The organism is Streptomyces sp. NRRL WC-3549 (genome assembly GCF_000721935.1).
Classification (GTDB): domain Bacteria; phylum Actinomycetota; class Actinomycetes; order Streptomycetales; family Streptomycetaceae; genus Streptomyces.
The window spans coordinates 3,603-4,605 of the sequence record NZ_KL585425.1 but is presented as its reverse complement, the minus strand read 5'-3'; the positions used below and the strand labels follow the sequence as shown (position 1 = coordinate 4,605).

2 protein-coding genes are annotated in these 1,003 nt (G+C 73.3%); both read left to right on the top strand.

All coding sequences use genetic code 11. The features are described 5' to 3' along the window. Positions 1–248, top strand: a 248-nt coding sequence (locus IH13_RS0127780; RefSeq protein WP_158791350.1) for a polyketide synthase dehydratase domain-containing protein, incomplete at its 5' end; no start/stop codon positions are given. 48 nt (positions 249–296) lie between these two features. Continuing rightward, on the top strand, positions 297–1,003 hold a 707-nt coding region (locus IH13_RS0127775; protein WP_037842563.1), incomplete at its 3' end, for a beta-ketoacyl synthase N-terminal-like domain-containing protein.

Genomic DNA, 1,003 nt, shown 5'->3' with positions numbered 1-1,003 from the left:
CCGTGGACGGTGCCCTGCAACTCGCCCTGCTCTGGGCCGGGCAGGCCCTCGACGACGCCACCCTGCCGATGGCGGTCGCGGAGTGCCGGGTGCACCGCCGCGGTCCCGTCCAGGACACCGTGCGGTGCGTGGTGCGGGCGAGGAAGGTGCACGAGACGGGGGCGCGCTGCGACGCGGTGCTCCTCGACCCGGACGGGACGCCGAGGGTCGAGCTGTACGGCGTGGAACTGGTACGACGCCCTTCCTGAACCCGCCCCGCCGCCCGTGTACGTCCGTGTGCCTGAAATGAGACCGGTATGGGATTCGAACCGATCGCCGTCGTCGGCCGGGGCTGCGTGTTCCCGGACGCGCTCGACCCCGACGCGTTCTGGGACAACGTCGCCGCGTGCCGGAGCGGCCTGTCGCCGGTCCCGGAAGGGCGTTGGCGTCTGCCGAGCCGGTGGGCCGCGGGCACCGTCGACGACCACCTCGACCGCACGTGGAACGAGACCGGCGGCTACGTCCAAGGGTTCGAGTCGGTGTTCGATCCCACGGGGTTCCTCGTCGAGCCCGAGGAGATCCTCGGACTCGACCCGCTGTTTCACTGGGTGCTGTACGGCGCCCGGCAGGCGCTGCGCGAGGCAGGACACGAGGGGCCCTCGGCCCGGGCCGGCCTCGTGCTGGGCAATCTGTCCTACCCCACGAGCGCGGGGACGGCCTTCGCCGAGCACGTGTGGCTGTCCGAGGGGGCGCCGGCTCTGCTGACCGCAGCGGCACGGAGGCCCGACGCGCGCAACCGCTTCTCCTCCGGGCTTCCGGCGCACTTCGCGGCCCGGGCGCTCGGTCTCGGCGCGGGCGGCTTCGCACTCGACGCCGCCTGCGCGTCGTCCCTGTACGCGGTCAAGCTGGCCTGCGACCGGCTGCACGACGGGACGGCGGACGTCATGGTGGCCGGAGCGGTCAGCCGGGCCGAGAACCTCTTCCTGCACGTGGGCTTCTGCGGCTTGGAGGCGGTGAGCCGCAC